Here is a 20,897-nt window from a genome sequence, read left to right on the forward strand (position 1 = left end):
CGCCCGGCGGGCGCACGCGGATGGCGAGCGGCCGAGGGCGCGGGGTGGCCGAGAGCGGGGGTGGCCGAGAGCGCGGGGTGGCCGAGGGCGCGGGGTGGCCGAGAGCGCGAACGGCGAAGGGCGCGAACGCTGGCGGATCGGGAGGGGCCGGGACCGCAGGCCGCCGCCGCGCGAGCCTCCGAAGAGCGGGGCGGCCGCCTCCGGCCCCCTTGGAGCCCGCCGTCAGTCGAAGTGGAGGTCGCCCCAGGGCGGAACGGCGAGATAGGGCGCGATGTCGACGTCGGCGAGGTTCGCCGGGTTCCACTTCGGCGAACGGTCCTTGTCGATGAGCTGGGCGCGCACGCCCTCGTAGAAGTCGTGGCCGGACTTGATGGCCGAGACCATGCGGAACTCGCGCACGAGGCAGGCCTCGATGCTGTCTCCGGCGCCCTCGCGCACGCCGTGAAGGCTGAGCTTCAGCGAAGTGGGGGACATGCGGCGGATGATGGCCGCCTGCGCGCGCGCCCAGTCATCGCCGTCGTCGAGCGAGAGGAGGATGTCCTCCACCGTGTCGTGGCTGAAGTGGAAGTCGATGCCGTCGCGCAACGGGGTGACCGAGTCCGGCCCCGGGTCGCTGTCGAAGGTGGCAAGCACCTCCTCGATGGGCTCGTGGCTGTGGGCCAGCCGCTCGACGAGCACCGGAAGCTCGGCCGCCTGCACGAAGTGGGTGGCGATGCCGGCCGCCTTGCAGGCCGCGCCGTCGAGCCGGGCGCCGGTCAGCGCCGCCCAGGTGCCGATCTCGCCGGGAAGCCGCGGCAGCGCATGGGTGCCGCCGACGTCGGGGATGAGGCCGATGCCGGTCTCGGGCATGGCAAAGAGGGTCCGTTCGGTTGCCACCCGGTAGTGCCCGTGGATCGAAAGACCGACGCCGCCGCCCATGGTGATGCCGTCGATGAGGGCCACGTGGGTCTTGGCGCAGGCGGAAATGGCCTGGTTCATCCGGTACTCGTCGAAGAAGAAGCCCTCCCACTCGGGCGAGCCGGAGCGGCCGGCGTGGTGAAGCGCGACCACGTCGCCCCCGGCGCAGAAGGCGCGGTCCCCGGCGCCCTCGATGACGATGGCGGCGATCTCCGGGTCGAGCGACCATTCGAGGAGCTGGCGGTGGTAGGCCCGGCACATCGCCCGGTTGAGGGCGTTGAGTGCCTGCGGGCGGTCGAGCGTCGCGATGGCCACCCGGCCCTCGCGGCGGAAGCGGATCCCCTCGGTCATGCGTTCCTCTCCAGCATGAAGCCCTCGCCCTCGAGCGGGGTGGGCACGCAGCTCGTGGACAGCCGGGCGAGCAGCCGGCCCTCGGGGTCGTAGAGGTCGCTCTCGGCGAAGGCCACGGTGCGGCCGAGCTTCAGGCAGCGGCCCTCGGCGAGGATCTCCCGCCCCATCTTCGCCGGGGCAAGGAAGCTCACCTTGAACTCGATCGTGGGAACGACGATCCGCCGCTGCGACTTGACGATCACGGCGAAGGCGGCGGCATCGTCGAGCATGGCAGCGAGGATCCCGCCCTGCACATGCCCCATGGGGTTGCAGAACTCGGGCTTGCCGACGAAGCGCATGCGGACCGTGCCGGCAGCCGAGTCGAGGGCGAGGAGCTCCTGGCCGAGGAGTTGCGCCGTGGGCGGGATGCGCGTGCGCATCCGCTCGAGGAGCTCGGCATCGGTCATGACCATCAGGCGCCCCCTCCCCCTTCCAGCTGCGCGATCGTGACGAGCCCCAGCTCCTGAAGCGCCGGCGCCAGCGGCGCAAGGGGGGCAAGGGGGCCAGTGGCCAGGAAGCGGCCCGGCGCGGGCGGCGGCCGCCGGTCCCCGAGCAGGGCCTCGACGCGCCGCGCGATCCCCTCCGCCCCGTCGACGAAGGCGAGCGCCCGGGGGGCCGCGGCGGCAAGCTCGGCGGCGAGCAGCGGGAAGTGGGTGCAGGCCAGCACCACCGTGTCGAGGCGCTCGCCATCCGGCTGGTCGAGGAGGCCAGCAAGCGCTGCCGCCGGCACCGCAGGGTCCACGGGCTCGCCGCGGAGCTTCGCCTCGGCCGCCGCGACGAGCGCGCTCGACCCGAAGCGGAGCACCCGGCAGTCCGCAGCGTGGTCGCGGGCAAGGGCGTCGACATAGGGCTGGCGGATGGTCGCCTCGGTGCCGAGCACGCCGATGACCCGCGTCCTCGAGCGGGCCGCGGCCGGCTTGATGGCCGGGACCGTGCCGACCACCGGGCAGGCGATGACCGGGCGCAGCCAGCCGAGCGCGATGGTGGAGGCGGTGTTGCAGGCGATGACGACAAGCGCGGGCCGGATGCGCTCGGAAAGCCGGCCGACGAGGCCCGCGACTCGCGCCGAGACCTCGGCCTCGCCCTTGGTGCCGTAGGGAAAGCCCGCGGTATCCGCGCAGTAGACGCACGGCAGGTCGGGCAGGCGGCGGCGGATCGCGGCGAGCACCGAGAGCCCGCCCACGCCCGAATCGAGGAGGACGACGGGCCCCGCCGGTCGGTCGGTCAGGCGATCCGCTCCTTCACATAGGGGCCTGGCGCGTCGTCAAGCGGCGGGTAGGCCGGGTGAGTGCCGGGGATGCGCGCCGGCACGCGGCCGCCGGAGCGCGGCGCGAGCCAGGCGATCCAGTCCGGCCACCAGCTCCCCTTCGTCTCCTTCGCAAGCGCCTGGAACGCGTCGAGCGTGGCAGGCAGAGGCGTGCCCTCGGGCAGCGTCCAGTGCATGTACTTGTTCGCAGCCGGAGGGTTGATCACCCCGGCGATGTGGCCCGAGCCTGCCAGCACGAACCGCACCGGGCCCTTCAGCTGCTGCGTCAGCTTCCAGACCGAGGCGGCGGGCGCGATGTGGTCTTCCTTGCCCGCCTGGATGTAGGCCGGCGTCCGGATGAGGCCGAGGTCGATCGGCGTGCCGAGGACGGAAATGCCGCCCGGCTTCGCCAGAAGGTTGTCGCGGTAGAAGTCCTTCAGGTAGGCGAGGTGCCACTTCGCGGGCACGTTGGTGGGGTCGGAGTTCCAGTAGAGCAGGTCGAAGGGCACGTACTCCTTTCCCAGCATGTAGTTGTTGACGACGTAGTTCCACAGGAGGTCGGTCGGCCGGAGAAGGTTGAAGGTGAGCGCAAGGTAGCGCCCGTCGAACACGCCCGAGGCGCCGAGCTTTTCGATCGTCGCCAGCATCTGGTCGTCGACGAAGTGGAGGAGGTCGCCGGCGTCGGAGAAATCGGTCTGCGCAGTGAAGAAGGTCGCGGTCGCCACCTTCTCTGCTTCTCCGCGCGCGGCAAGCAGCGCCAGCACCACCGCAAGCGTGGTGCCCGCCACGCAGTAGCCGATGGCGTGGACCGACGGCACGCCGCAGATCTCGCGTACCACGTCGATCGCCGTCAGGAAGCCTTCCTCGACATAGGTGTCGAGCGTGGCGTCGGCCGTCTTCTCCGAGGCCTGGGCCCAGGAGACGACGAAGACGGAGAGGCCCTGGTCCACCGCCCAGCGGATGAAGCTCTTCTCCGGCGTGAGGTCGAGGATGTAGAATTTGTTGATCCACGGCGGAAAGATCAGGAGCGGGACCTCGAAGACCGTCTCCGTTGTCGGCTGGTAGTGGATGAGCTCGAACATCCGGTTGCGGAAGACGACCTTGCCCGGCGTTGCCGCCACGTTGCGGCCCACCTCGAAGGCCGTCTCGTCGGTCATCGTGAGCTTGCCCTGGGCAAGGTCGCGCGCGAGGTTCTCGAGGCCCTTCACCAGGCTCTGGCCGCCCGTCTCCTGCGCCCGGCGCAGCACCTCCGGGTTGAGGAGGGCGAAGTTCGCCGGGCTCATCGCCTCGACGAGCTGGCGGGTGTGGAAGCGCAGCCGCTCCGCCATGCCGGGCGACAGCTTGTCGAACACGTGCGTGCCCTCGAGCGCGTGGTGGGCGGCGAGCAGGTAGCTCTTGCGCAGGAGGTCGAAGACCGGGTTGGCCTCCCAGGCCTCGCCGCTGAACCGCGGATCGTTCGTCCTGACGTTGGGGGGCAGGCTGCTCGGCCGTCCGGCCACGAAGTCGGACCAGAGCCGGAGCTGGTCGGCCCACCAGTCCCCGGCGAGCTTGGCGAGCTCGGCGGTCGGGGCCTTGCCGGCCTCGTCGAGCGCCGCGCGGCCGAGCTCGGCGAGCTGGCCGAGCGGCTCGAACCAGGCCGCATAACCGCCGGGCGGCGCGGACGGGAGCGGGGGCGCGGTCTCCAGCGCCTTCGTCAAGGCCTCGAGGAGCGCGCGGTTCGTCTCGGCGAGCGCGCCGAGCATGGCCTCGAAGGCGGCGAGCGGCGTTGACCCGGCCGTCCCTGCCTCGGGCGCCGGCTCTGGCCGGGCGCCCGCGCCAGCTTCGGCAGCGGCCGTCGCGCCGGTCTCGGCACCCTCCGCGGGCGGCGGGCTCTCCGCGGCAACTGGTGCGCCTGCCGCCGGGGGTGCGACCGGCGCGGGTGCCTCGGCTGGAGCCGCCCCCGGCGCGGGGGGTGCAACCGGCTCGGGCGCCGGAGCTGCCGCCGCCTGCGCGGCGGCCTTGCGTGCCCCGGCCTTGGTGCGCGGGCCAGCAGGCCCCCGCGTCCTTCCTCCCCTCGGCCCTGACCCGGGAGCCTTCGCGCCCTTTCGCGACCCCTTGTTCTCCGCCATCGCGTCCTCGCGCCCGTTCGCCGTGCCCCAGCCCCTTGCCTGCGCCGGCCCGGCTGTTCAAGCGCCCGGCCCTGTGGCAGGGGCATCTCTCCCGCCTGCCGGATGCACCCATGGAAGAGTTCTATCGGATCCGCCGCCTGCCGCCCTACGTCATCGCCGAGGTGAACGCGATGCGCGCGGCTGCGCGCCAGCGCGGCGAGGACATCATCGACCTCGGCATGGGCAACCCCGACCTGCCGCCGCCGCCCCACGTCATCGCCAAGCTCGCCGAGGTCGCGGCCAAGCCCGACGCGCACGGCTACTCGAGCTCGAAGGGCATCCCCGGGCTGAGGCGGGCCCAGGCCGGCTACTACGCCCGCCGCTTCGGGGTGGAGCTCGACCCCGAGACCGAGATCGTCGTCACGCTCGGCTCGAAGGAGGGGCTCGCCAACCTCGCCCAGGCCATCACGGCGCCGGGCGACGTGGTGCTTGCCCCCAACCCCTCCTACCCCATCCACACCTTCGGCTTCATCATCGCAGGCGCCACCATCCGCTCGGTGCCCACCACCCCCGGCCCTGCCTTCTTCGAGGCGCTCGAGCGCGCCGTGCGCTTCACCGTGCCCAAGCCGACCGTGCTCGTCTTCGGCTACCCCTCGAACCCGACCGCCGAGGTGGTGGACCGCAGCTTCTACGAGGAGGTGGTCGCGTTTGCGAAGGAGCATCGGCTCTGGGTGCTCTCCGACCTCGCCTATGCCGAGCTCTACTTCGACGGGAAGCCCACGCCCTCCATCCTCGAGGTGCCGGGGGCGAAGGACGTCGCCGTCGAGTTCACCAGCATGTCCAAGACCTACTCGATGGCCGGCTGGCGGATCGGCTTCGCGGTCGGAAACCGCACGCTCATCAACGCCCTCACCCGGGTGAAATCCTACCTCGACTATGGCGCCTTCACGCCCATCCAGGCAGCGGCGGTTGCTGCGCTCAACGGCCCGCAGGACATTGTCGAGGCCAACCGCGCGCTCTACCGGCGCCGCCGCGACGTGCTGGTCGAGAGCTTCGGCCGGGCGGGGTGGGAGATCCCGCCGCCGCCCGCCTCCATGTTCGCCTGGGCGCCGCTGCCGCCGGCGCTGAAGGAGATGGGCAGCCTCGAGTTCGCCAAGCAGCTGCTGACGCATGCGGGCGTCGCCGTGGCGCCGGGCGTCGGCTACGGGGAGCTCGGCGAAGGCTTCGTCCGCATCGCCCTCGTCGAGAACGAGCAGCGCCTCCGCCAGGCGGCGCGCAACATCCGCCGCTATCTCCAGGCCATGGGCGTGAACGCGCCAGCGGCCCGAGCCGCGGGCTGAGCCATGGCCGCCGCCCTGGCGAACGGACCGCTCAGCGTCGGCCTTGCCGGCCTCGGCACCGTGGGCGCCGGCGTGGTGCGGCTGCTTGCCGCCAACGCCGACCTCGTCGCAGCGCGGGCCGGGCGGCCCATCCGGGTCTCCGCCGTCTCGGCGCGCGACCGCGCCCGCGCCCGGGGGGTGGACCTTTCCCCTTTCGCCTGGGAGGATGACGCGACCCGGCTCGCCGCCCGCGACGACGTCGACGTGGTGGTCGAGCTGGTGGGCGGGGCCGATGGCCCGGCGCTCACGCTTGCCCGCGCCACGCTCGGGGCGGGCAAGCCGCTGGTCACCGCCAACAAGGCCATGCTCGCGCACCATGGGCTCGAGCTTGCCATGCTTGCCGAAACCGCTGGCGCTGCGCTCCGCTTCGAGGCGGCCGTCGCCGGCGGGATCCCGGTCATCAAGGGGCTGCGCGAGGGGGCCGCTGCCAACCGCCTCGCCCGCGTCTACGGAATTCTGAACGGCACGTGCAACTACATCCTCTCGCGGATGGCCGCCGAAGGCCTCGAGTTCGCCGACGTGCTGGCCGATGCCCAGGCCCATGGCTATGCGGAGGCCGACCCTTCGTTCGACATCGACGGGGTGGATGCTGCGCACAAGCTCGCGCTCCTTTCTGCGCTTGCCTTCGGCACCCCGCCCGACCTCGGCCTTCTTGACATCGAGGGCATCCGGCAGGTGCGGCTGGCCGACGTCCGCCAGGCCGAGGCGCTCGGCTACGAGATCCGCCTCGTGGGGCTTGCCGAGCGGCACGGCGAGGCGCTCGCCCAGCGCGTCGCTCCCTGCCTCGTGCCGCGCGCCCACCCGCTGGCCAGCGTGACCGGGCCCCTGAACGCGGTGGTGGCGGAAGGGGACTTCGTCGGCCGCCTCCTCTTCGTCGGCGCCGGCGCCGGTGCCGGCCCCACGGCAAGCGCCGTCGTCGCCGATCTCATCGCGATTGCCCGCGGCGAGTCGGGCCCCGCCTTCTCCACACCCGCAGCAGCGCTGGCGCCGCTGCCCGCCGCCAGCCCGGCCGCGCGCGCGGGCCGCTTCTACCTGCGCCTTCGGGTCGAGGACCGGCCCGGCGTGCTCGCGGATCTCACCGCCATCCTCCGCGACGCGGGGGTCTCGATCGAGAGCCTGAACCAGCCGGCCAGCGGAGCCGAGGGCACGGCCCTTGTCGTCATGGTGACGCACGACTGTGCTGAGACTGCGGCGCGGGCGGCTGTTGCCAGCATGGCCCGCCTGCCTGCGGTTGCCGAGCCGCCGCTTCTCATGCCACTGCTGCCGACGGAGGGAGAGTGATGGCCACAGCGCTCAAGCCGCGGACTCCGCCGCCTGCGGACCAGAGCAAGGTTCTCGACCGCGTGCTCGTGCTCGAGATGGTCCGCGTGACGGAATATGCCGCGATCGCCGCCTCGCGCTGGATCGGCCGCGGCGACGAGAAGGCGGCCGACCAGGCCGCGGTCTCCGCCATGCGCGATGCGCTGAACCGCCTCGCCTTCGACGGCACGGTCGTCATCGGCGAGGGCGAGCGCGACGAGGCGCCGATGCTCTACATCGGCGAGAAGGTGGGAACGGGCGAGGGCCCCAAGATCGACATCGCGCTCGATCCGCTGGAAGGCACCACCATCACCGCCAAGGCCGGCCCCAACGCGATGGCGGTGCTCGCCATCGCCGAGGAAGGCGGGCTCCTCAACGCGCCCGACGTCTACATGGACAAGCTCGCCATCGGCCCCGGCTACCCCGAGGGCCTCGTCAGCCTCGAGCGGACGCCGACCGAGAACATCGAGGCGCTGGCGGCAGCCAAGGGGGTGGCTCCCAACGAGATCATCGCCTGCGTGCTCGACCGGCCCCGCCACGAGGCGCTCATCCGCGAGCTCCGCGCCATCGGCTGCGGCATCCACCTCATCGGCGACGGCGACGTGGCCGGGGTCATCGCCGTCACCGACCCGGAGACCACCATCGACGTCTACATGGGCTCGGGCGGTGCGCCCGAGGGGGTGCTGGCGGCGGCCGCGCTGCGCTGCGTCGGCGGCCAGTTCCAGGGCCGCCTCCTGTTCCGCAACGACGACGAGCGCGCCCGCGCCCGCCGCATCGGCATCACCGACCTCGACCGGATCTACGAGCTCCACGATCTCGCCCGCGGCGACGTCATCTTCGCTGCGACCGGCGTGACCGACGGCTCCCTGCTGCGCGGCGTGAAGCGCCTGCGCACCGGGCGCATCACAACCGAATCGGTCGTCATGCGGGCGTCGTCCGGCACCATCCGCTGGGTGCGCGGCGACCGCAACGGCGACCCGCCGCCGCTGCGCTGAGCCGCGCCCGCGCATCGGCCGAGGCGCCGCTCGGAGTCGCCTGCGGCTTCTCCGGCCGGCCCTGGGCGTGGCGGGCCGCGCCGCTCGACCTCGCGCAGGCCCAGGCCCATGCCGAGGACGCGGTTGCCGCCGGCCTTGCCCTTGCCCGCGGCTGCACCGAGGCGGAGCTCGAGCGGGTGCTGCGCCCGCGCCTGCGCGACTGGCTGCCCGACCCTTCCGCCTTCCGCGACATGGATGCCGCGGCCGAACGGCTCGCCGACGCCGTGGTCCGCGGCGAGGCCATCACCGTGTTCGCCGACTATGACGTCGACGGCGCCACCTCGGCTGCCATCCTGCTCCGCACGCTCCGCGCGCTGGGCAGCGCGCCCGACCACTACATCCCCGACCGCCTGCTCGAGGGCTATGGCCCGACGCCGGAAGCGCTCCTCGCCCTTGCCGCCCGCGGCACCCGCCTCGTCGTCCTGCTCGACTGCGGCACGCACGCCTTCGCGGCGCTGGAGGCGGCCCGGGCGGCCGGGCTCGAAGCGATCGTCGTCGATCACCACAAGGCCGCAACCGCCCTTCCGCCCGCGTGCGCCATCGTCAACCCGAACCGGTTCGACGAGCTTGCCGACGGCGGCGTGGCCGCCGCCCACGCCGGCCTCTGCACCGCCGGCCTTGCCTTCCTGCTTGCGGTTGCGCTCGTGCGCGCGCTGCGGCGGCGCGGCTGGTTCGCAACACGCCCCGAGCCCGCCCTCCCCGCGCTCCTCGACCTCGTCGCGCTCGGCACGGTGGCAGACGTCATGCCGCTCGTCGGGCTCAACCGCGCCTTCGTTGCGCTGGGCCTGAAGCGCCTTGCCGCGCGCGCGAACCCGGGCCTTGCCGCCCTTCTCGAGGTCTCGAGGCTCTCGGCCGCCTCGGCGCGCGACCTCGGCTTCCACCTCGGCCCGCGGGTCAACGCCGGCGGGCGGGTCGGCACGGCCGATCTCGGGGTGCGCCTGCTCACCACCGAGGATCCCGAGGAGGCCCGGCGCCTCGCCGCCGAGCTCGACGCGCTCAACGCCGCCCGGCGCGAGATCGAGGCCGCCGTGACCGAGGCCGCGCTCGCCGCCGTCGACCCGGCCGCGCCGGTTGCCGTCGCCGCCGGAGAGGGCTGGCACCCCGGAGTCATCGGCATTGCCGCCGGCCGCCTCAAGGACCGGCTCGACCGCCCCGCCATCGTCATCGCGCGCGAGGGGGACCGCCCGGCGAAGGGCTCGGGGCGTTCGGTTCCGGGTGTCGACCTCGGCGCGGCCGTGCTCGAGGCGCGCGAGCGCGGGCTGCTCCTCGCCGGCGGCGGCCACGCCATGGCCGCGGGCCTCACCGTCGCGCCCCACTGCATCCCGGCGCTTGTCGCCTTTCTCGCCGAGCGGCTCGGCCCCGCGCTCGCCGCCCGCCCGGCCACGCGCCCGCTTGCCGTCGATCTCTCGCTGGCCCCGCGCGGGCTCACCCCGGCGCTTCACGCCGCGCTTGCGGTAGCCGGGCCGTTCGGGGCCGGCTGGCCGGCGCCGCGGGTGGCAGTGGGGCCGGTCCGCGTGGTCGAGGCTGCCGAGACGGCGAGCGGCGGCCATGTGCGCCTCCTCGGCGCGGGGCCGGATGGCGCGCGGGTGCGCGCCGTCATGTTCCGCGCGGCAGCAACGGCGGCAGGTGCGGCGCTCCTTGGCGCGAGGGGGCGGCTCCTCCATCTTGCCGGCGAGGTGGTCCGCAACGACTGGCAGGGCGAGGCCCGCGCCGAACTCCACCTTGACGACGCTGCACCCGCCGACTAGTCGGCTCGCTCCCGCGCCGCGGCCCCTTCGTCTAGCGGTCTAGGACGTCGCCCTTTCACGGCGAAAACACGGGTTCGAGTCCCGTAGGGGTCGCCACCGGCCGCGCTGCCGCATGGCGCCGCCGTCGTTCCCTGCGCTCCTCCCGAAGGCCCCCGCGCTCCCCAAGCTCCCGCGCCCCCAAGCTCCCGCGCCCCATGCCACCGGCGGACGCGTCCGCCGCGGCGTCCTTCCCAAACGTCCCCGGGACGCTCCGCTGCTCCGCTCCGCGCGCGGCCAGCGCCGGCAGGGCGCGTCAGGCGCCGGCCGCGGCTTCCGCACCGCCGGCCTGGCGGGCGCGGGCGGCCTGGAACCCCGGCCGCTCCTTGAGCGCGTTCCACCAGGCCCGGATCCGCGGCGCGACGCCCTCGATCAGCTCCAGGTTCTCGGCCAGCTGGAAGGCATAGCCCACGCAGATGTCGGCCGCCGTGAACCGGCCGGCCACCAGATAGGACCGGCCGTCGGCGAGCATGCGGTCGATCCAGAGCGTCCGGCCGAGGAACCACTTCGCATAGTCGGCCGCCACCTTCGGCTGGCGCCGCTCCTCGGGCTCGAGGCGCGTGTAGCGGAGCACCAGCGTCTGCGGGAAGGTGAGCGTCGCATCGGACTGGTACATGAGGTTGAGGAAGGCGCCATAGTCCGGCTCGTCAGGCTCGACCATGAGCGGAGTCGGCCCGTAGCGGATGCCGAGATAGTGGCAGATGCCGGTCGACTCGGTCATCGCGACCTCGCCGTCGGTGAAGAAGGGCACGGTGCCGAGCGGGTTGACCTGGAGGTAGGCCGGCTGCCGCCAGCGGGGCGGGAAGGGCAGCAGCTCGAGCTCGCAGGGGAGGCCCATCTCCTCCACCATCCACAGCACGCGGAACGAGCGCGCCTCGGCGCAGTGCCAGAGCTTCATCGGCAGGATCCCCGGTTGGTTGCCCCCCTTGCCTAGCGGCGCCCGGCCCGCCAATCACCCTCTCCCATGGACCAGATCCGGATCCGGGGCGGGCGCAGGCTTGAGGGGCGGCTCGTCATCTCGGGCGCCAAGAACGCCGCGCTCGCGCTCATGCCGGCTGCGCTTCTCACCGACGAGCCGCTCACGCTCAGGAACCTGCCGCGCCTTGCCGACATCGACACCTGCGGCCACCTCCTGAACCAGCTCGGAGTCTCGACCCATGTCCAGGGCGCCCGGCCCGACGAGTTCGGCCGGGTGATGACGCTGCGCGCCGGGCGGGTTTCCTCGACGACCGCGCCCTACGACATCGTGCGGCGGATGCGCGCCTCGATCCTGGTGCTGGGCCCGCTCCTTGCCCGCGAGGGTGTGGCCACCGTCTCGCAGCCGGGCGGCTGCGCCATCGGCAACCGCCCGATCGACCTGCATCTGAAGGGCCTCGAGGCGCTGGGTGCGGAAATCGAGCTCGAGGCCGGCTATGTCCGCGCCCGCGCGAACGGCGGCTTGCGGGGCGCGCGCATCACCTTCCCGACCGTCTCGGTGGGCGCCACCGAGAACGTCCTCATGGCCGCGGTGCTGGCCAAGGGGGCCAGCGTCATCGAGAATGCGGCGCGCGAGCCCGAGATCGTCGATCTCTGCCGCTGCCTCGTGGCCATGGGCGCGCGCATCTCGGGCATCGGCACCGAGCGGCTCGAGGTCGAGGGCGTCTCCCGCCTGCACGGTGCGACCTACCGGGTGATGCCCGACCGGATCGAGACCGGCTCCTACGCCTGTGCCGCCGCCATCACCGGCGGCGACGTGGTGCTCGAAGGCGCCGAACGCGAGACCATGGGGGCGACCATCGCCGTCCTCGAGGAGGCAGGCGTCAGCTTCACCGATGTCGACGGAGGCCTGCGCGTCACCCGCGCCGACGGGCTCCGCGGCGTCACCGTCCAGACCGCGCCCTACCCCGGATTCCCGACCGACATGCAGGCGCAGCTGATGGCGCTCATGTGCGTGGCCGACGGCGCCTCGCTCCTTACCGAGACCATCTTCGAGAACCGCTACATGCACGTGCCCGAGCTTGCCCGGATGGGCGCCGACATCACCGTCAAGGGCCGCTCCGCCATGGTCCGCGGCGTGCCGCGGCTTGCGGCTGCGCCCGTGATGGCGACCGACCTCCGAGCCTCCATGTCGCTCGTGATTGCCGGCTTGGCGGCCGAGGGCGAGACCGTGGTCCGCCGGGTCTACCACCTCGATCGCGGCTACGAGCGGCTGGAGGAAAAGCTGGCCGGCATCGGCGCCGAGATCGTCCGCGTGGCCGACGAGGGACCATGAAGGGCCGGCTCCACCTGCGCGCCGAGGATGCGGAGGACGTGCCTGCGCTGTCGGCGCTCGCCCAGGACTTCGTCGCCCGCGCCGCCGACATCGGCTTCGACATGCGTGCGCGCCGGCTCGTGCTTCTCGGCAACCGCTTCTGCTGGGAAACCCGCCGGCCGATGCGCACGCGCACCGCCCTCGTCCTCTCCAGCCTGCTCCGGGTCAAGCGCCGCAACTGGCCGGCGGACGGCGAGACCGTCCTCGAGCTGCTCGCGATCGAGGCGGAGGAGGGGGAGGAGGCGGTCACCCTCCGGCTGCACTTCGCCGGCGGCGCGGCGATCCGCGCCGAGGCCGAGTGCGTCGACCTCCTGCTCGACGACCTCGCCGACCCGGTGCCGACGCCCCGGAAGCCCGTGCACCGGCCGGGCTGACCTCCCGGGCGTCAGGCGAAGTCGGGCTGCGCCTCGGGCCGTGCCGCCACGAACGCCGGGTGGTCGGCGACGGCCGCCTCGATGGCGAGCAGCTTCGGGAAGCGGTTTAGGTCCACGCCGAAGCGGCGGCCATTGGCCAGCTGCGGCACGATGACGAGATCCGCCAGCGTGATGGCCGGGCCCATGGCGTGCGGGCCGGGCGCCACCATCGCCTCGACGGCCGCGAGCCCGTGCGCCACCGTGTCATGCGCCCAGGCGCGTGCGGCCTCGGCTCCCGCCAGCGCCTCCACCCGCTTCAGCACGCCGACGTTCTGGATGGGATGAAGGTCGGCCGCGATCGCAAGCGCAACGGCGCGCACCTTCGCCCGCGCGACCGGCTCGGGCGGCAGCAGCGGCGGCTCGGGATGCGTCTCCTCGAGCCACTCCAGAATGGCGAGGCTCTGGGCGAGGACGGTGCCGTCGTCGAGCGCGAGCGCGGGCACCAGCCCCTGCGGGTTCAGCGCCAGGAAATCCGGGTGGCGCTGGGCGCCGGTGCGCAGGTCGTGCGCCACCGTCTCGAACGCCAGGCCCTTCAGGTGAAGCCCGATCCTGACGCGCCAGGTCGCAGTCGAGCGGAAATAGCCGTGCAGCCGCATGGCGCCGCCCTAGCCGGGCGTCTCGCCTGGCTCCAGCCCCGCTGCAGCCTGGCCGCAGCGCCGGCTAGTTCCGGATCGACGACCGGAGGATGTAGCGGCCGTTCTCGAACTTGCCGAAGAGCTGCGGCACCGCCGGGTGATGCACCGGTTCGGGGCGTTCCTCGCGCACCAGGTTCTGCTGGCTCACGTAGGCGATGTAGGCGCTCTCCTCGTTCTCGGCGAGGAGGTGGTAGAAGGGCTGGTCCTTGCGCGGCCGGATCTCCTCGGGGATCGCCTGCCACCATTCCTCGGTGTTGGCGAACTCGGGGTCGACGTCGAAGATGACGCCACGGAAGGGAAAGAGCCGGTGGCGCACCACGTCGCCGATTCCGAACTGCGCCTCGAAGACGCGCGGCGCGGGCGCCGCCGCAGCGGCGTTTTCGGTCGTGAGCGGTGCCGTCGGGGTCGAGGGCTCGACCCCCGCAGGCGGCACGCCGGGGTTCTGAGCGTCGTTCATTCCTGCACCTCTCGTGCCGGCGCGCGGAGCGCCGGTTGCGCGTGAAATATATGACGGCACGATGGCACGAAAAGGGAGGGCGCTTGCGCGCGCGGCCTCGGGCCGCTAGGCGGCGACGCTCGCGCGCGCGGCCGGCGTCTCTTGCGGAGAGGTGGCAGAGTGGTCGAATGCGGCGGTCTCGAAAACCGTTATGGGTGCAAGCCCATCGAGGGTTCGAATCCCTCCCTCTCCGCCACCGCTGCGGCGTTCTTCCGCTCCGCGAGACAGGAAACGAGCGGCAGGCGCCGAGCCCGCATCGCCGGATGCGGGCCCGCTGCTTCTCGGATGTCGGGCGCACCCCGGCACGCCCCCAGCGCCGCATCCGCTCTCCCCGGGCATCCAAGGTCGCTCCGCCATGGCACAACCCCGCAAACAGCGCTGCGCAGCATGAGGTTGACGTCCTCACCCATGTCCCCCGGGGCGCCAGCTGGTGCCCCGCCGCCGCTGTCACCTGGCGCGCATCCAGGAGAATGAAGCTGGTCGAACCCTTCAGTGCGACGGGTCTGAAGGTGAAGGCCTGGCGCGGCAGGTGGTGGGCGATCGCGGCGGCCGCCTCCCTGCCCGGTCGGAATGCCTGCATGCGACAGCCCAAAGGCGATGTCTCCGTTCCGTCGTCGGGCGGCGCGGCCGCCTCGGAGGAACGGAAGACAAGGCCGATGCTCCTTGTGACCTCGGGGCCCTTGCGCCGGTTCACTGGTCGCATGCCTCTGCGAGGCGGGCCGCGGCCGTCTGACCGTTCGCGATCCCGCTGATCTCGAAGTCCGCGTCGCAACGGTCTGAGGGGTGCGACATGCGCGCATTGCCGCTCTGGGCCCGGGCGCACGCGCGACAGGCGTGTCGGCGCAGGCTTGCGCGCGGCGGCTGCAAGCCTGCAGCGCCGCACAGGGCGCCCTGTTCGTGCGAGATGCACGAGCGTCGCCCGGATGGTCCGGGCCGGTTCGGAGGCAGGCGCCATGATCCACGTCCAGACCTTTTCGGCAGACCCCAGGGCACCGCGGCCGCGGGCGCTGCGCACCCGTCACGCGAAGGTGCGCCAGCAGCAGCGCGGCATCCCCGACATCGTCGTCGACGGCCTGCTCGACTTCGGCCAGCCGTCGCGCACGCCCGATGGCCGCGCCTGGCGCTGGACCTTCGGCAAGCGCGGCTGGGCGCGCTTCTCGGCCTTCGTCGGCCCGGCCGCCCGCCAGCTCGACCGCTACCGCCGCGCCTATGTCATCACCTCGGATGACGATGTGGTGCTGACGGTCGCCCACGGCTGGCGCTAGGCTGGCAGGCGGGAGGACCCTCGATGCCGCATCCGAAGACGCTCATCTTCACCACCGGCGAGACGCCGCAGGTGGTCACCGAAACGCTCTGGGCGCTCAGCCACCGCGATCCGCCCTGGCTTCCGGACCGGATCCTCCTTGCCACCACTGCCCGGGGCGCCGAGGTCTACAGGAACGGCCGCTCCGACGCGCGGGGAGTGCTTCCGCCGCTCCTCGGCGCGGGCGGCAGGCTGGCCGAGCTGTGGCGCCAGCTTGCGCCCGGCCGGCCCCTTCCGGAGCCCAAGGTGCTGGTGCCCGAGGGCCCGCACGGCCCCATCGAGGACCTGCGCACCGAGGCCGAGGTCGAGGCCTTCGCCGAGACCCTTCTGAAGGCCGTGGCCGGGGTTACCGCCGGGCAGGAGGGCGAGCTCCACCTCTCGCTTGCCGGCGGTCGCAAGACGATGAGCTTCCTCGCCGGCCAGGTCCTCTCGCTCCTCGCCCGCCCGCAGGATGTGCTCTCGCACGTCCTGATCGAGCCGGCGAGCCTCGAGTTCCGGCCCGACTTCTGGTGGCCGGGGGACGGCTCGCCCGGCTCGGAGGATGCGCAGGTCGGCCTCCACCAGGTGCCGTTCCTGCGCGCCCGCGCCTGGGTGGACCCGGAGACGATCCTCGCCGGCCCCGAGGGCAGCCGCTTCCGCGCTGCGATCGCCCGCGCCAACCTGGGGCTGGCTGACCCCGATGTCGCGCTCGATCTTTCCACCTGCCGGGTCGAGGCCGGCGGCCTCTCCGTCACCCTCACCCCCCGCGAGGCGGCAGCGCTCGCCCTCGTCTTCGTCGCCGCCAAGCGCGGCGTGGAGCTCGACAGCTACCGCGCCGGCAGGAAGACGCTCCCGATGCTTGACGGGAAGCGCGAGGCCGCGCGGCGGCTCTGGGCCTGGCTGGTGGCCGCGACCGATCTTCCCGCCATCCTCCAAGGCGACCGGGTGGAAGAGGATGACGGGCATGTTCCACCCCATCGCTACCTCGCGCACCAGATCGATCGTCTCGCCGCTGACTGCACCTACAGCGGCGCGATCGGCCCCGGCATCTCCCGCGCCCGGGACAGGCTCCGCAACGCCTTCTCGCCCGCGCTTGCCGACCGGATCCTGACGAGCAAACCGCCGTCCACCCGGCTTCCCCCCGGCCGCATCACCGTCCGCGTGCCCGCCGCGCTTGCCACCCACCCCGACCGTCCGCCCGAGGTCGAGGCCGCGCCCGACTGAGCCGCCCGGCCCCGGCCCGAGTCCGCAAGCTTGCAATTCCCCCTGGGGGCGCCGGCGCGTGGCATGGCGGCGCCCATGAGCATCGACCTTCACCTCCTTCTCGCCCCGCCGCCGGCCGACCCGGGCCGGCGCGTCGCTGCCGAGCGCGCCCGCCTCGCCGCGGCCGCCCGCGTCCGCGTCGCCGTCACCCGTCACCCTGAGGCGGCCGCACCGGCCCAGACGGCGCCCGCCGCGGCCGAGGCCGCCACCGTCACCCCCATCCGCACCCGGAGCCAGCCATGACCGACATGCCCCACTTCCCCGCCCCGCACGCCACCGCCCTCGATCCGTGGGAAGCCGCCCGCCTCGCCCAGGCCGAGGCCGCGCGCGCGGCCGCCGTCCGCGCCCGGGCCGGCCGGCTCGCGGCGCTGCGCAACCGGCTCGCCCGGCTCGACGAGGCGCTCGCCGACCTTCTCGCCCAGCGGGCGCGGGCCCGCCGCCGCATCCTCGACGAGGGGCTCAACCCCTTCGCGCCGCCCTTCGCGCCCTCGGTCTTCTGGGCGGTCGTGGCCGTCATGCTCGCCCTCGAGGTGCCGGTGAACAAGGCTGCGCTCGACGTGCTCCTGCTCCCCGAGCTCGAGGCGTGGATGCTCGCCCTGTTCCTCGGCCTTGCCAACCTCTTCGCCGCCAAGGCAACCGCCCGCGCGCTCCGCCAGGCGCGCCGCGCCGATGGCGTCTGGCCGTGGCTGCTCGCCGGCTTCGTCAACGCCCTTCTCGTGGCTGCCGTCGCCGCCGTCGCGGTGCTGCGCGCCCGTGCTTCCGGGGCGGGCGACCTCCCCTGGGCCTTCCTTGCGCTCCAGCTCCTCTTCTACGCGGTCGCGCTCTTCCTCGCCTTCCAGCAGACCGCGCCCGACCCCGCGGCCGAGCAGGCCCACCGCCACCTCGCCCGGCTCGAGCGCGCGCTCGCCCGCGCCGACCGCCGCCGCGCCCGCGCAGCCGCCGCCCATGATCGCGCGCTGATTGCCGCCAGCACCGCCGTCGCGGCGGTCGAGCAGGCCGCGCTCGCCGACATCGCCGCCCGCCGTGCCCGGGTCGCGGCCGAGCTCGGGGCGGATGCGCCCGACTGGTCGGCCCCGCTTGGGCCCGACCTCTTCGCACCGCTCGTCCTCGGCCGCCCCGCCCCGCCGTCGCCTGCCGCCTGACAGCCGGAGCCCCGCCCATGCGCCTTTCCTTCGCCGTCGCCCTGCCCCTCCTCGCCGTCGCCGCGCTCGCCGCCGTGCCGGCCCACGCCGCCTGCGCGCCGCCGCGCACCTCGCTCGGCGACGCCTTCCGCAAGGCGCCGCCCCCGCGCACCTTCGTCGTCCTGGTCGACGCCAGCGCCTCGGTCGCGCCCGAGGATCGCGCCCTCCACCTCGCAGCCCTCGCCACCGTCGCCGAGGCGCTCCGCCCCGGCGACCGCCTGCTCGCCGCCCACGCCGGGGAGGCGACGCGCGCCAGCTTCCGCCCCGCGCTCGATCTGCGCGTCGAGGACGACGACCGCCGCCTCGCGCGCGAGGCCAACATCCGCCGCGCCTGCCTGTCGCTGCGCCGCGCGGCCCCTGCCCTGGTGCCCGAGGGCGCGCGGCCGGCCCGCGCCACCCGCCTCCTCGAAGCGATCGCCGCTGCTGCGCCGGCCTTCGGAGCGCGCCCGCGCCAGGGCCTCCTCCTCCTCCTCTCCGACGGCGTCGAGGAAAGCGCCATCGCCAACCTCGACCGCGCAGCGCTCGATTCTGCCGCCATCGGCGCTGCGCTGGCCCGCGCCCGGGCCGAGGGGCTGCTGCCCGATCTTGCCGGTGTCGAGCTCCACATCGTCGGCGCCGGCGGCCGCCACTATGGCGCGGTCGAGCGCTTCTGGCGGGCCTATGCAGAGGCCACCGGCGCCCGGCTTGCGGGCTACGGCCGGCTGCCGCTGGAGCTCGCGCGATGACCCCGGGCCGTACCCTTCTCCTCGCCCGCCATCCCGGCGCCCAGGCCTGGCTCCGCGCCGAGGCGGCGCGGCGCGGCTGGGCGCCGGCGGATGTGGTCGCCCATCTGGAGGAAGGCGCCCTCGACTCCTCGGTCACGCGGGTCGCCGGAATCCTCCCCGCCTGGCTTGCCGGCCAGCTCTGCCGCCGCGGCATCGCCTGCTGGCACCTCGTCCTTGCCCTTGACCGCGCCGACCGCGGCCGCGAACTGTCCTGCGCCGAGATGGAGCGGCTCGGCGCGCGGCTCGTCCGGCTCCATGTCCGCCTGGAGGAGGGGGAATGACGCGCCGCATGATCCTGCTGGTCTCGGGCCAGCCCATGGCGAACCTGCTCGCTGCCCTCGAACCCTCCCTCGGGGTGGGCGAAGTCGATCTCGTCGTCACGGGCGACATGCAGGCAGGCGGCAAGGGCGACCGGCTGGTCGAGGTGCTGGAGGGGCGCGGGCTTGCCTGCCGCTGGCACAGCGTCTCCGACCCCTACGACCCCGAGGCGACGCGCCGGCCGGTCGCCGCCCTCCTCGCCCGCGACAGCGAGACCACGGTCGTCAACCTCACCGGCGGCACCAAGCCCATGGCGCTCGGCGCGCATCGCGCCGCCGTCGAGGCGGGCGTGCGCGACATCCTCTATCTCGTCGAGGATGGCCGCTTCCGCTGGCTCGAGGGCCAGCGCCCGCCCTTCCCGGTCGGCGCGTCGCTCAGCGTCGCCGAGGTGGTGCGCGCCCACGGCTTCGGCGTCGTCGGGTCGGTCGCTCCCTCGCCGCAGCGCATCGCCACTGCCCGCGCGCTCGATCCGCTGCTCACCGGCGGCACGCTCCACGGCTGGAACCGGCTGATGGCGGCGGTCGAGAAGACCTCGCGGAAGCGGAAGCTCTGGACTCCGGCGCTCGTCCCGCTCGACGCGGCAATCTCATCCTCGCCCGAAGCCCTCCCCCTCGATCGGGACGCGCTGCGCCGGGCGGTTGCGCTTGGCGATGACGCCGGGCTCTGCCGCCTGGTCGGGGAGGGGCTCGTCGTCGGCAACAGTCTCTGCCACGCCTTCCTCGCCGGCGGCTGGTTCGAGCATCTGCTGTTCGATGTGCTCACCACGCGCGCCTCCACCCTCGGCCTCGGCGACATCCGGGCGAACCTCGAGGTGGAGGACGCGGCCGGTGCCCGAAACGAGATCGACGCCGCGGCGATGCGCGGGCGAAGCCTCCTCCTCTTCGAGTGCAAGACGGTGCGCTTCGGCCGCGACACCGGCGAGAAGGCGGCGAACATCCTCTACAGGCTCGAGCATCTTCGGGCGCTCGGCGGGCTTGGCACGCGCGCCCTCCTCGTCTCGCGCGATCCCGTCGAGGGGAAGGTCCGCAAGGCATTCGAGGGCGAGGGGATCGGCCTTGTCGATGGCGTGACGGGTGCGACGCTTGGAGAGCGGCTTGCCGAGGCGCTTGGCCGCCTGTCCTGATCTTGCCTTTGGCTGGCGGCGGGCTATGCTGAAGCTCCGGACTGCCGGGTCTTCCTGCGGTCCGGCGGGCAGGAACATGGTTAACGCCGATATACCTCCTCGGGTGGCCGCGAACTTGCCTAAGGCTCTTTGGAACCTGTTGAGAAACTTCGGCGAATCCGGCGCTGCGGTCGGAACGACACCCCGATCTTCAGGGGATTGAGACCCATCAAGCGCGTCGAGAGTTGATTGCCAGTCAGGTCGGAACGACACCCCGATCTTCAGGGGATTGAGACCTTTTTTCAATCAGTCAGCCAGCGGGTCAAAGGTCGGAACGACACCCCGATCTTCAGGGGATTGAGACAGCCCAGACGTCATAGGGCTCGCGATCCCGCCTCGGTCGGAACGACACCCCGATCTTCAGGGGATTGAGACCCCTGCCGCGCACAGCGTCTGCCGACGCGTGGGGGTCGGAACGACACCCCGATCTTCAGGGGATTGAGACGTGTGGGACGGTTCACGTTTGGCCTAGGTGAACGTCGGAACGACACCCCGATCTTCAGGGGATTGAGACTCCCGAACTGGGTCCGAGCGAGCGTTTCGAAGGGTGTCGGAACGACACCCCGATCTTCAGGGGATTGAGACGCGTTTTGCGCCATCGTCCTCGATGGCGTCTCGCCGTCGGAACGACACCCCGATCTTCAGGGGATTGAGACCCAACGATGTCGACCAGAGATGTCGCCCCGCTGGCAGTCGGAACGACACCCCGATCTTCAGGGGATTGAGACCCAACGATGTCGACCAGAGATGTCGCCCCGCTGGCAGTCGGAACGACACCCCGATCTTCAGGGGATTGAGACCTTCCGCGCCGCCCCAGTCTCGCCCCCTTCGGGGTCGGAACGACACCCCGATCTTCAGGGGATTGAGACGTCAAACTGCACTACATTTCGACACGGGGCAGGTGTCGGAACGACACCCCGATCTTCAGGGGATTGAGACCCATAAATTGGTGCATGGTATCCAAACCTGCACTGTCG

20 protein-coding genes, 2 tRNA genes and 1 CRISPR repeat array (1 of these 23 running past the window's edge) are annotated in these 20,897 nt (G+C 73.0%); of the genes, 15 read left to right on the forward strand and 7 right to left on the reverse strand.

Annotated features, from left to right (window positions below):
• Positions 1-222: 222 nt before the first annotated feature.
• From H3H34_RS10950 to H3H34_RS10965, 4 genes are read right to left on the reverse strand one after another with little or no spacing between them, the layout of a single operon-like run.
• Entirely contained in the window at positions 223-1,248 is a 1,026-nt protein-coding gene (locus tag H3H34_RS10950; protein WP_194745332.1) for an enoyl-CoA hydratase/isomerase family protein, read from the reverse strand.
• Positions 1,245-1,700, reverse strand: a complete 456-nt coding sequence (locus tag H3H34_RS10955; RefSeq protein WP_235945765.1) for a PaaI family thioesterase — start codon at positions 1,698-1,700, stop codon at positions 1,245-1,247. The genes H3H34_RS10950 and H3H34_RS10955 overlap by 4 nt, the downstream gene beginning before the upstream one ends.
• Positions 1,700-2,515, reverse strand: coding sequence for a glutamate racemase (gene murI / locus H3H34_RS10960; RefSeq protein WP_194745554.1), 816 nt, complete (start codon positions 2,513-2,515; stop codon positions 1,700-1,702). Before murI ends, H3H34_RS10955 begins: the two co-directional genes overlap by 1 nt.
• Positions 2,512-4,275, reverse strand: a complete 1,764-nt coding sequence (locus H3H34_RS10965; protein WP_194745333.1) for a PHA/PHB synthase family protein — start codon at positions 4,273-4,275, stop codon at positions 2,512-2,514. Before H3H34_RS10965 ends, murI begins: the two co-directional genes overlap by 4 nt.
• A 476-nt stretch (positions 4,276-4,751) precedes the next feature.
• Here H3H34_RS10965 and H3H34_RS10970 point away from each other — a divergent pair, with 476 nt between their 5' ends.
• The 5 genes from H3H34_RS10970 to H3H34_RS10990 all read left to right on the forward strand — a co-directional run bounded on the left by H3H34_RS10970 (position 4,752) and on the right by H3H34_RS10990 (position 10,176).
• Positions 4,752-5,960: an LL-diaminopimelate aminotransferase gene (locus tag H3H34_RS10970; RefSeq protein WP_194745334.1), complete on the forward strand. Its 1,209-nt coding sequence runs from the start codon at positions 4,752-4,754 to the stop codon at positions 5,958-5,960.
• Between the two features lie 3 nt (positions 5,961-5,963).
• Complete coding sequence (locus tag H3H34_RS10975; protein ID WP_194745335.1) at positions 5,964-7,280, forward strand: homoserine dehydrogenase; 1,317 nt, start codon at positions 5,964-5,966, stop codon at positions 7,278-7,280.
• Positions 7,280-8,293, forward strand: a complete 1,014-nt coding sequence (glpX, locus tag H3H34_RS10980) for a class II fructose-bisphosphatase (RefSeq protein ID WP_194745336.1) — start codon at positions 7,280-7,282, stop codon at positions 8,291-8,293. The genes H3H34_RS10975 and glpX overlap by 1 nt, the downstream gene beginning before the upstream one ends.
• A complete protein-coding gene (gene recJ / locus H3H34_RS10985) occupies positions 8,290-10,080 on the forward strand; it encodes a single-stranded-DNA-specific exonuclease RecJ (protein WP_194745555.1) in 1,791 nt (596 codons plus the stop codon). The genes glpX and recJ overlap by 4 nt, the downstream gene beginning before the upstream one ends.
• Before the next feature lie 20 nt (positions 10,081-10,100).
• A tRNA-Glu gene (locus tag H3H34_RS10990) sits at positions 10,101-10,176 on the forward strand.
• Between the two features lie 196 nt (positions 10,177-10,372).
• Here the strand turns inward: H3H34_RS10990 and H3H34_RS10995 are convergent.
• Complete coding sequence (locus H3H34_RS10995) at positions 10,373-11,014, reverse strand: glutathione S-transferase family protein (protein WP_194745337.1); 642 nt, start codon at positions 11,012-11,014, stop codon at positions 10,373-10,375.
• Between the two features lie 66 nt (positions 11,015-11,080).
• On the opposite strand from H3H34_RS10995, the gene murA reads away from it, so the two are divergent.
• Both murA and H3H34_RS11005 read left to right on the forward strand, forming a co-directional pair.
• A complete protein-coding gene (gene murA / locus H3H34_RS11000) occupies positions 11,081-12,367 on the forward strand; it encodes a UDP-N-acetylglucosamine 1-carboxyvinyltransferase (protein ID WP_194745338.1) in 1,287 nt (428 codons plus the stop codon).
• Entirely contained in the window at positions 12,364-12,780 is a 417-nt protein-coding gene (locus H3H34_RS11005) for a DUF2948 family protein (RefSeq protein WP_194745339.1), read from the forward strand. The genes murA and H3H34_RS11005 overlap by 4 nt, the downstream gene beginning before the upstream one ends.
• 11 nt (positions 12,781-12,791) lie before the next feature.
• Here the strand turns inward: H3H34_RS11005 and maiA are convergent, their stop codons facing one another.
• Positions 12,792-13,415 (reverse strand): maleylacetoacetate isomerase, encoded by a 624-nt coding sequence (maiA, locus tag H3H34_RS11010; RefSeq protein WP_194745340.1) that lies wholly within the window; start codon positions 13,413-13,415, stop codon positions 12,792-12,794.
• Between the two features lie 64 nt (positions 13,416-13,479).
• Positions 13,480-13,911, reverse strand: coding sequence for a heat shock protein HspQ (gene hspQ / locus H3H34_RS11015; protein ID WP_194745341.1), 432 nt, complete (start codon positions 13,909-13,911; stop codon positions 13,480-13,482).
• Between the two features lie 145 nt (positions 13,912-14,056).
• Between hspQ and H3H34_RS11020 the strand changes: the two genes are divergently transcribed.
• From H3H34_RS11020 to H3H34_RS11055, 8 genes are all read left to right on the forward strand, one after another.
• Positions 14,057-14,146 (forward strand) — tRNA-Ser (locus tag H3H34_RS11020).
• A gap of 757 nt (positions 14,147-14,903) precedes the next feature.
• A complete protein-coding gene (locus H3H34_RS11025) occupies positions 14,904-15,215 on the forward strand; it encodes a hypothetical protein (RefSeq protein ID WP_194745342.1) in 312 nt (103 codons plus the stop codon).
• A gap of 23 nt (positions 15,216-15,238) precedes the next feature.
• The gene (csm6, locus tag H3H34_RS11030) at positions 15,239-16,456 is read left to right on the forward strand and encodes a CRISPR-associated ring nuclease Csm6 (protein ID WP_194745343.1); all 1,218 of its coding nucleotides are present in this window, start codon (positions 15,239-15,241) and stop codon (positions 16,454-16,456) included.
• 75 nt (positions 16,457-16,531) lie between these two features.
• A complete protein-coding gene (locus H3H34_RS11035) occupies positions 16,532-16,738 on the forward strand; it encodes a hypothetical protein (RefSeq protein WP_194745344.1) in 207 nt (68 codons plus the stop codon).
• Entirely contained in the window at positions 16,735-17,637 is a 903-nt protein-coding gene (locus H3H34_RS11040; RefSeq protein WP_194745345.1) for a hypothetical protein, read from the forward strand. Before H3H34_RS11035 ends, H3H34_RS11040 begins: the two co-directional genes overlap by 4 nt.
• A 17-nt stretch (positions 17,638-17,654) precedes the next feature.
• On the forward strand, positions 17,655-18,401 hold the full coding sequence (locus tag H3H34_RS11045; protein WP_194745346.1) for a hypothetical protein: 747 nt from the start codon (positions 17,655-17,657) through the stop codon (positions 18,399-18,401).
• On the forward strand, positions 18,398-18,721 hold the full coding sequence (locus tag H3H34_RS11050) for a CRISPR-associated protein Csx16 (protein WP_194745347.1): 324 nt from the start codon (positions 18,398-18,400) through the stop codon (positions 18,719-18,721). Before H3H34_RS11045 ends, H3H34_RS11050 begins: the two co-directional genes overlap by 4 nt.
• Positions 18,718-19,881: a Card1-like endonuclease domain-containing protein gene (locus H3H34_RS11055; protein WP_194745348.1), complete on the forward strand. Its 1,164-nt coding sequence runs from the start codon at positions 18,718-18,720 to the stop codon at positions 19,879-19,881. The genes H3H34_RS11050 and H3H34_RS11055 overlap by 4 nt, the downstream gene beginning before the upstream one ends.
• Positions 19,882-20,050: 169 nt before the next feature.
• A CRISPR array of direct repeats spans positions 20,051-20,897; the repeat unit is 36 nt; unit sequence GTCGGAACGACACCCCGATCTTCAGGGGATTGAGAC; it runs 516 nt beyond the window's last position.

Source organism: Thermaurantiacus tibetensis (genome assembly GCF_015354055.1).
Classification (GTDB): Bacteria; Pseudomonadota; Alphaproteobacteria; order Sphingomonadales; family Sphingomonadaceae; genus Thermaurantiacus; species Thermaurantiacus tibetensis.

What these genes read in the sequence shown, in the direction of transcription:
- H3H34_RS10950 (WP_194745332.1), bottom strand. Translation starts at nt 1,248, where the DNA reads ATGACCGAGGGGATCCGCTTCCGCCGCGAGGGCCGGGTGGCCATCGCG.
- H3H34_RS10955 (WP_235945765.1), bottom strand. Translation starts at nt 1,700, where the DNA reads ATGGTCATGACCGATGCCGAGCTCCTCGAGCGGATGCGCACGCGCATC.
- H3H34_RS10965 (WP_194745333.1), bottom strand. Translation starts at nt 4,275, where the DNA reads ATGCTCGGCGCGCTCGCCGAGACGAACCGCGCGCTCCTCGAGGCCTTG.
- H3H34_RS10970 (WP_194745334.1), top strand. Translation starts at nt 4,752, where the DNA reads ATGGAAGAGTTCTATCGGATCCGCCGCCTGCCGCCCTACGTCATCGCC.
- H3H34_RS10975 (WP_194745335.1), top strand. Translation starts at nt 5,964, where the DNA reads ATGGCCGCCGCCCTGGCGAACGGACCGCTCAGCGTCGGCCTTGCCGGC.
- glpX (WP_194745336.1), top strand. Translation starts at nt 7,280, where the DNA reads ATGGCCACAGCGCTCAAGCCGCGGACTCCGCCGCCTGCGGACCAGAGC.
- H3H34_RS10995 (WP_194745337.1), bottom strand. Translation starts at nt 11,014, where the DNA reads ATGAAGCTCTGGCACTGCGCCGAGGCGCGCTCGTTCCGCGTGCTGTGG.
- murA (WP_194745338.1), top strand. Translation starts at nt 11,081, where the DNA reads ATGGACCAGATCCGGATCCGGGGCGGGCGCAGGCTTGAGGGGCGGCTC.
- H3H34_RS11005 (WP_194745339.1), top strand. Translation starts at nt 12,364, where the DNA reads ATGAAGGGCCGGCTCCACCTGCGCGCCGAGGATGCGGAGGACGTGCCT.
- maiA (WP_194745340.1), bottom strand. Translation starts at nt 13,415, where the DNA reads ATGCGGCTGCACGGCTATTTCCGCTCGACTGCGACCTGGCGCGTCAGG.
- hspQ (WP_194745341.1), bottom strand. Translation starts at nt 13,911, where the DNA reads ATGAACGACGCTCAGAACCCCGGCGTGCCGCCTGCGGGGGTCGAGCCC.
- H3H34_RS11025 (WP_194745342.1), top strand. Translation starts at nt 14,904, where the DNA reads ATGATCCACGTCCAGACCTTTTCGGCAGACCCCAGGGCACCGCGGCCG.
- csm6 (WP_194745343.1), top strand. Translation starts at nt 15,239, where the DNA reads ATGCCGCATCCGAAGACGCTCATCTTCACCACCGGCGAGACGCCGCAG.
- H3H34_RS11035 (WP_194745344.1), top strand. Translation starts at nt 16,532, where the DNA reads ATGAGCATCGACCTTCACCTCCTTCTCGCCCCGCCGCCGGCCGACCCG.
- H3H34_RS11040 (WP_194745345.1), top strand. Translation starts at nt 16,735, where the DNA reads ATGACCGACATGCCCCACTTCCCCGCCCCGCACGCCACCGCCCTCGAT.
- H3H34_RS11045 (WP_194745346.1), top strand. Translation starts at nt 17,655, where the DNA reads ATGCGCCTTTCCTTCGCCGTCGCCCTGCCCCTCCTCGCCGTCGCCGCG.
- H3H34_RS11050 (WP_194745347.1), top strand. Translation starts at nt 18,398, where the DNA reads ATGACCCCGGGCCGTACCCTTCTCCTCGCCCGCCATCCCGGCGCCCAG.
- H3H34_RS11055 (WP_194745348.1), top strand. Translation starts at nt 18,718, where the DNA reads ATGACGCGCCGCATGATCCTGCTGGTCTCGGGCCAGCCCATGGCGAAC.